Source organism: Streptomyces sp. NPDC005266 (assembly GCF_040607655.1).
GTDB lineage: Bacteria > Actinomycetota > Actinomycetes > Streptomycetales > Streptomycetaceae > Streptomyces.
On sequence record NZ_JBEXHC010000008.1, the window covers coordinates 174177 to 180959 of the forward strand.

The window sequence follows — 6783 nt, forward strand, 5'->3', positions numbered from 1 at the left end:
ACCACCCCCGTCCGGGGGTGGTGAGACTCAGATCACCCGTCGCACGATGCTAGCGAGCGGTACGGCAATCAGGAGGACAAGTGACAGCAATGAGTCCGTCTCACGATTTCCGCGTGGCACGCGACTTCCTTCTCGGCCACCGGGACGACTACACCGCGGCGTACGAGGGTTTCCGCTGGCCACGCCCCACCCACTTCAACTGGGCCCTGGACTGGTTCGACCCGATCGCCGGCAGGAGCGGGGACCGTACCGCGCTGCACATCGTCGAGGAAGACGGCACCGAGATTCGAGTGAGCTTCGACGAGATGCGCCGCCGCTCCGACCGGGCCGCCCACTGGCTGCGCGCCCAGGGCGTGCGGGCAGGGGATCGCATCGTGGTCATGCTGGGCAACCAGACCGAGCTGTGGGAGACGGCGCTGGCGGCGATGAAGCTGCGTGCCGTCGTCATCCCCGCGACCCCTCTGCTCGGCCCGCTCGACCTCGCGGATCGCATCGACCGCGGCAAGGCGAAGCATGTGATCGCGCGGGCCGCGGACACCGGGAAGTTCGCCGAGGTGGCGGGAGCGTACACGCGGATCGCCGTCGGCGGCGCACCGGCCGGCTGGCTGGCCTACGAGGACGCCCGTACGGCCGAGGTCACGCCGGGCGGCACCGAGGGCGACGAGCCCTTCGTCGCCGATGGGCCCACCCTCGCCGACGACCCCCTGATGCTGTACTTCACCTCCGGTACGACGGCCCGCCCCAAGCTGGTCGGGCACACCCATATCTCGTACCCCATCGGCCACCTGGCGACGATGTACTGGGTCGGGCTGAAACCGGGCGATGTGCATCTCAATATCTCCTCGCCCGGCTGGGCCAAGCACGCCTGGTCCAACCTCTTCGCCCCCTGGAACGCCGAGGCGACCGTCTTCGTCCACAACTACACGCGCTTCGACCCCGCCCGGCTGATGGCCGAGATGGACCGCTGCGGGATCACCACCTTCTGCGCCCCGCCCACCGTGTGGCGCATGCTGATCCAGGCCGATCTCACCCAGTTGCGTACCCCGCCCCGCGAGGCGGTCGCCGCGGGCGAGCCGCTCAACCCCGAGGTCATCGAGCATGTGCGGCGCGCCTGGGGCGTGACCATCCGGGACGGTTTCGGCCAGACCGAGACCGCCGTCCAGGTGGCCAACACCCCCGGTCAGCCGCTCAAGACCGGTTCGATGGGCCGGCCGACCCCCGGGTTCAGGGTCGCCCTGCTCGATCCGGTCACCGGCCGGCCCGGCGAGGAGGGCGAGATCTGCCTCGATCTGACGGGCCCCGATGGCCGCCCCGTCGGCCTGATGACCGGCTACGAGGGCGACGAGGAGCGCACCGCCGAGGTCACCGCCGACGGCTACTACCGCACCGGCGACATCGGTTCGCGCGACGCCGACGGCTACATCACGTACATCGGCCGCAGTGACGACGTCTTCAAGAGCTCCGATTACAAGGTCTCGCCCTTCGAGCTGGAGAGCGCCCTGCTGGAGCACGAGGCCGTCGCCGAGGCCGCCGTCGTCCCGGCGCCCGACCCGCTGCGGCTGTCCGTGCCGAAGGCGTACATCGTGCTGGCGGAGGGGTGGGAGCCCGGCCCCGACACGGCGAAGGCGATCTTCGCCCACTCACGTGCGGTGCTGGCTCCCTACAAGCGGCTCCGCCGTCTGGAGTTCGCGGAGCTGCCCAAGACCGTCTCCGGCAAGATCCGCCGGATCGAACTTCGGGAACGCACCGCGCGCGGCGACGGTGTCGAGTTTCATGAGGAGAGCTGATGAGCCTCCGAGCCCGTGATCCCGTGAACCGCATACCGCAGGGGGGCACATGACGCGCATTGGGCGCATGAAGTGCAAGAGCCGCTTGAGACGTAGGAACCGCGTGGAACGCATGAGCCGTATGGCCCCCATGAGCCGTATGGCCTCATGACCGCACGACCCTCATGACCGACTCTCACTCCGCATGTGATCACCAGGAGACGCCATGACCGACCTGCCGTCCGACCCACCGGCCCCCGCGGCCCCAACGGTCCCTTCCTACGCCAGCGGAGCCAGTGATGTGCCGCTGCTCGGTGACACCATCGGCGCCAATCTGGCCCGTGTGGTCGAGCGGTTCGGCGAGCGCGAGGCGCTGGTCGACATCGCCTCAGGCCGCCGCTGGACGTACACCCAATTCGGCCGTTCGGTCGATGAGGTCGCGCTCGGGTTGCTGGCCAAGGGGGTCGGCAAGGGCGACCGGGTCGGCATCTGGGCCGTCAACTGCCCCGAATGGGTGCTGATGCAGTACGCGACCGCCCGCATCGGCGCCATCATGGTCAATATCAACCCCGCCTACCGCGTACATGAGCTGCGGTATGTGCTGCGGCAGGCCGGCATCTCCGTCCTGGTCTCCTCCATCGAGCACAAGACCAGCGACTACCGCCGGATGGTCGAGCAGGTGCGCTCCGACTGCCCCGCCCTGCGCGATGTCATCTACATCGGCGACCGCACCTGGGACGGACTGGTGCGCGCGGGCGCCGAGGTGGCACCCGAGCGGCTGGCCGAGCGCGAGGCCCGGCTCTCCTGCGACGACCCGGTCAATATCCAGTACACCTCGGGGACCACGGGCTTCCCCAAGGGCGCCACGCTCTCCCACCACAACGTCCTCAACAACGGCTTCTTCGTGGGCGAGATGGTCGGCTACACCGAGCGGGACCGGGTCTGTCTCCCGGTGCCCTTCTACCACTGCTTCGGCATGGTGATGGGCAACCTGGGCGCCACCACCCACGGCGCCTGCATCGTCATCCCCGCCCCCACCTTCGATCCGGCCGCCACCCTCGCCGCCGTCGAACGGGAGCGCTGCACCTCGCTCTACGGCGTCCCGACCATGTTCATCGCGGAGCTGGCGCTGCCCGACTTCGCGACCTTCGAGCTCTCCTCCCTGCGCACCGGGATCATGGCCGGTTCGCCCTGCCCGGTGGAGGTGATGCGGCGGGTGGTCGCCGAGATGCACATGGCCGAGGTGTCCATCTGCTACGGCATGACCGAGACCTCACCGGTCTCCACCCAGACCCGGCGCGATGACGATCTCACCCGCCGGACCGCCACGGTCGGCCGGGTGATGCCCCATGTCGAGATCAAGGTCGTGGACCCGGTCACCGGTGTGACCGTCCCCCGCGGCACCCGCGGCGAGCTGTGCACCCGCGGCTATTCGGTGATGCTCGGCTACTGGGAGGAGCCGGAGCGGACGGCCGAGGCGATCGACCCGGCGCGCTGGATGCACACCGGCGATCTCGCGGTGATGGGCGAGGACGGCTATGTCAAGATCGTCGGCCGGATCAAGGACATGATCGTCCGCGGTGGCGAGAACGTCTATCCGCGGGAGATCGAGGAGTTTCTGCACACCCACCCCAAGGTCGCGGATGTGCAGGTCGTCGGCGTACCGGACGAGAAGTACGGGGAGGAGATCCTGGCCTGCGTCATCCTGCGCGAGGGCGCCAGGACCCTCACCCGCGACGAGCTCGCCCGCTTCTGCCGCGGCCGCCTCGCCCACTACAAGGTGCCCCGCTATCTGCGCGTCATGGACGCCTTCCCGATGACGGTCAGCGGCAAGGTCCGGAAGGTCGAGCTGCGTGAGGCGGGCGCCCGCGACCTGACGCCCCTCCCGGAGTCGCCCCCCACCGCCGAACGGCGAACCGAGCCCGCCGAACGGCAACCCGAGCCCGAGACGGCGCCGAGCTGACGCGCCCCTGACGCCCCCTGACCCCTTCGGGGTGAGCCCGACCCGAGCGGGGCCGTGTACCGCCGCGGCTCGGCCTGATGGCCGAGCCACGCCTCACTGCCCCGCGTTCGGAAGGCAGCCCTTCACTCCGCTCTGCGCTCCCTTGCTGAAGGACGAGACGCGCTGGGACGCGTCGCCGTGGTCGGAGGTGTTGGTCCAGGGCGTCTGATCGGCGAGGGCGGTCAGGGCGTCGGCCAGTTCGTTGGTGTCGCCGTCCTCGAAGGTGAGGGTGTTGTCCTTCGCGGCGCCGAAGAGGACCGCCCCGGCGAGGCAGTCGGCCTGCAGCTCCCGGGCGAGGTCGACCAGGCCCGCGTCCAGACGGCTCTGGACGGCGTGGCCCCATTCATGGGCGATCACCAGATAGACCCACGCGTCGCCCCGCTGATGGCCCCATCTCATCAGGTCCATGTCCCAGGCCACGAAGTCGCCGTCGGGGCAGTAGACCGCGTTGTCGTTGGGTATCGGCGTGCCGCCGCACGTGGGGGCGCCGGCGGCGGCGCCGTCGTACGCGCCCAGGACCTGCGGCGGGTTGTAGGTGCCGGTGAAGAGCTCCGACCAGTGGGTCTGCCAGTAGGCGTTGGTCACGGACACCGCCGCGTCGATGTCCCCTTCCACGCTGTCGCCGGCGCTGCCCCCTCCGCCGGCGCTGCCCCCTCCGCCGGTGGTGCCGCCGGCCCCGGACGGGGTGCCGGGCGGGGCGCCGGTCGGCGTGCCGGGCGGGGGCGTCGCACCGGTCGCGGATGTCTCGGCTGTGCGTGGCGGCAGTGGGTCGCTGCCGCCGCAGCCGGCGACCAGGAGCAGGGTGGTGAGGAGCGGCGCCGACAACCTCAGGTACCACGGAACAGCCATCGTTCGGCCTCCGGCCGGTTGAGCGGATGGGTCGGGTGAGCCGCTGAACGGTGGGGGTGGTGACTCAACGGAAACGGTCGCGCGTCATGAGCGCAAGTGACCGTGCGGACCGTGATGGGGACGATGGACGGGGGCGGACGGGGTCAGCCGTCCGGCGGCCCCCTCCGGATCAGCACATCGGCCGGATCGTTGACCGGCTGCGGTGTGCCCGTCAGGTCCATGATGAAGAGCGGAATGTGCAGCGCGTCGGCGCGCGCCCGCGCCTCCCGGGCATAGCCCGCGAGCGAGAAGAAGACGCTCATGGCCGATTCATGGAGCCCGTTCAGCCACAGGCATTCGATGTCCCGCGGCCCGGTGGGGCGGGTGGTCGGATCGACCTGGGCGACGACACCCGATCCGTAGAGGTCCACCCCGGACGCCGCCCGGTCCTCCCGCTGCCGCAGGCTGCGGAAGCCGAGCCACTTCAGATACTGGGCGGCGGCGGTGACCGCGTCCCGGGCAGTGCGGATCGTCACCGGCCGGAAGGCGGGGCGCAGCACGGCCGGACCACCGCCCGTGGCCGCCGCATCACGGTCCGGGGGGCCCGGTACAGGCGCGACGGGGACGCGCACCACGGCGCCGCATCCACAGCCGAACTCCGGCTGTGGCCAGTGGTCCTGGCGGCCGCAGGACGGGCAGTTCACCGCCACCCAGAGCTCCTGCCAGGTGCGGTGCTCGAGTTCCTCGGGGGAGCCGTCGCGCAGGACGGGGAGGGTGAGCGGCGCGCCGCACGAGCACGGGAAGGTGGGCGGCGTGAACGACTGCTCGCGACGGCACGCGGGGCAGCGCACCGGCACGCTGTCTGTCATCGGGGCGCTCCGAAACGGGTCTGTGGGTGAGACGGACGCGGTATCCGCCCATGCTCCCCGAAACGGGCCACCGGGGGGAGAGACTTGGAGGTTCCGTCCCCCGTAGTGGGGGCGGCGTGTTAGGGCCTGACGACCCGGTCTCCGCTCACGCTCGCACCCAACAGCGTTCGGTGCCGTGGGGCGGCGCCGAGAGGGGCTGCCCGGGGCGCCCGCGGGGGCAGTAGGTTGGCGGCGTGAGATTGAGGGTTGAGTTCACCACCGAGCCGTTCGACCTTGACGAGGTGCCGCGCCACGCCGTGGTGGCCCGGGAGACCGTTCAGGCCGCCCCGCTGGACTCCGTTGACGTCGGCCCTTTCGGCAACACCGCCGAGGGCCGGGCGGACGCGGTGCTCGCCGCCGTGGACCAGCTGCTGCGCACCTCCCTGGAGGCGGGCGCCACCCGGGTCTCGCTCCAGGTCAACGTCATCGGGGAGGCCGAGGCGTGAGCGGTCCGGGGGACCACCCCTTCGTCGAGGCGGTCAAGCCGCTCGTCGACGCCATGGGCGGCGAGCTGATCGCCCCCGACCGGGCCCAGGGCGACGATGTGGTGCTCTCCTGGGAGGGCCGCGCGCTGGTCGCCGTGCGGCTGCCCCATCTCTCCGACTCGCTCGACCGCATCCTCGCCGACCTCCAGCGCCGCCATGGCGCCCCGCTCCCGGACCTCGACCGCAAGACCAAGCAGTCGATCGTCCGCAAGCTGGAGCAGCGCGGCGCCTTCTCGGTACGCCACGGCGTGGAAACGGTCGCGAGCGCGCTCGGCGTCAGCCGCTTCACCGTCTACAACTACCTCAACCGCGAGAAGGGCGGGCAGTGACCCGCTTGACGCCGACCAGCCTCCGATAGCGCGGCCGGTCCGCGAAGGCCGCCATGGGCCACACGGCCGGGCGCCCCACCTCGGCGCAGAGGTGGAGCACCTGATCGGGACCCGCCCAGACGCCGACATGGGCGCCGAAGGCGGCGTCGTCTGCGTTGAAGAGCAGCAGATCCAGCGGGCGGGCTGCGCTGACGCGTGCCGTGGACTCCCGGTCGTCCCACAGCTCGCTCGACCGCAGTGCGGGCGGCTCGAGCCCGAAGTGGCGCAGCACCGCGTAGGCGAACAGCTGGCAGTTGGCGCCCTCGGCGAGGCCCGGGCGGTGCGCCACGGCGGCCGAGCCGGGGAAGCGGGCACCGGCGTAGGGGACGGACCAGAAGTGGCCAGGCAGCCGGGTGAGCAGCGGGCTCGGGTCGTTCATGGGTACAGCGTGCCGGGGCGTCCGGCCGGGTGGTGGCCCGCGGTGCT

General features: G+C 71.1%; 7 protein-coding genes. 4 read left to right on the forward strand and 3 right to left on the reverse strand.

Features of this window, described 5'->3' with window-relative positions; all coding sequences use genetic code 11:
* Nucleotides 1-89 precede the first annotated feature (89 nt).
* Together ABZU99_RS17995 and ABZU99_RS18000 are read left to right on the forward strand one after the other, a co-directional pair.
* Nucleotides 90-1787, forward strand: coding sequence for an AMP-binding protein (locus ABZU99_RS17995; RefSeq protein WP_356044796.1), 1698 nt, complete (start codon nucleotides 90-92; stop codon nucleotides 1785-1787).
* A gap of 205 nt (nucleotides 1788-1992) precedes the next feature.
* Complete coding sequence (locus tag ABZU99_RS18000) at nucleotides 1993-3729, forward strand: AMP-binding protein (protein ID WP_356044794.1); 1737 nt, start codon at nucleotides 1993-1995, stop codon at nucleotides 3727-3729.
* Between the two features lie 93 nt (nucleotides 3730-3822).
* Here ABZU99_RS18000 and ABZU99_RS18005 read toward each other — a convergent pair whose 3' ends face one another.
* Nucleotides 3823-4617, reverse strand: a complete 795-nt coding sequence (locus tag ABZU99_RS18005) for a hypothetical protein (protein ID WP_356044791.1) — start codon at nucleotides 4615-4617, stop codon at nucleotides 3823-3825.
* A gap of 143 nt (nucleotides 4618-4760) precedes the next feature.
* Nucleotides 4761-5465 (reverse strand): hypothetical protein, encoded by a 705-nt coding sequence (locus ABZU99_RS18010; RefSeq protein ID WP_355953122.1) that lies wholly within the window; start codon nucleotides 5463-5465, stop codon nucleotides 4761-4763.
* Nucleotides 5466-5698: 233 nt separating this feature from the next.
* Here ABZU99_RS18010 and ABZU99_RS18015 point away from each other — a divergent pair, with 233 nt between their 5' ends.
* Both ABZU99_RS18015 and ABZU99_RS18020 read left to right on the forward strand, forming a co-directional pair.
* On the forward strand, nucleotides 5699-5950 hold the full coding sequence (locus ABZU99_RS18015) for a hypothetical protein (protein ID WP_355953124.1): 252 nt from the start codon (nucleotides 5699-5701) through the stop codon (nucleotides 5948-5950).
* Complete coding sequence (locus tag ABZU99_RS18020) at nucleotides 5947-6318, forward strand: helix-turn-helix domain-containing protein (protein ID WP_355953126.1); 372 nt, start codon at nucleotides 5947-5949, stop codon at nucleotides 6316-6318. Before ABZU99_RS18015 ends, ABZU99_RS18020 begins: the two co-directional genes overlap by 4 nt.
* Here ABZU99_RS18020 and ABZU99_RS18025 read toward each other — a convergent pair.
* A complete protein-coding gene (locus tag ABZU99_RS18025) occupies nucleotides 6293-6736 on the reverse strand; it encodes a hydrolase (protein ID WP_356044787.1) in 444 nt (147 codons plus the stop codon). The genes ABZU99_RS18020 and ABZU99_RS18025 overlap by 26 nt on opposite strands.
* Between the last annotated feature and the right edge of the window lie 47 nt (nucleotides 6737-6783).

Coding starts and splice junctions, on each gene's coding strand:
- ABZU99_RS17995 (WP_356044796.1), top strand. CDS start 90: ATGAGTCCGTCTCACGATTTCCGCGTGGCACGCGACTTCCTTCTCGGC.
- ABZU99_RS18000 (WP_356044794.1), top strand. CDS start 1,993: ATGACCGACCTGCCGTCCGACCCACCGGCCCCCGCGGCCCCAACGGTC.
- ABZU99_RS18005 (WP_356044791.1), bottom strand. CDS start 4,617: ATGGCTGTTCCGTGGTACCTGAGGTTGTCGGCGCCGCTCCTCACCACC.
- ABZU99_RS18010 (WP_355953122.1), bottom strand. CDS start 5,465: ATGACAGACAGCGTGCCGGTGCGCTGCCCCGCGTGCCGTCGCGAGCAG.
- ABZU99_RS18025 (WP_356044787.1), bottom strand. CDS start 6,736: ATGAACGACCCGAGCCCGCTGCTCACCCGGCTGCCTGGCCACTTCTGG.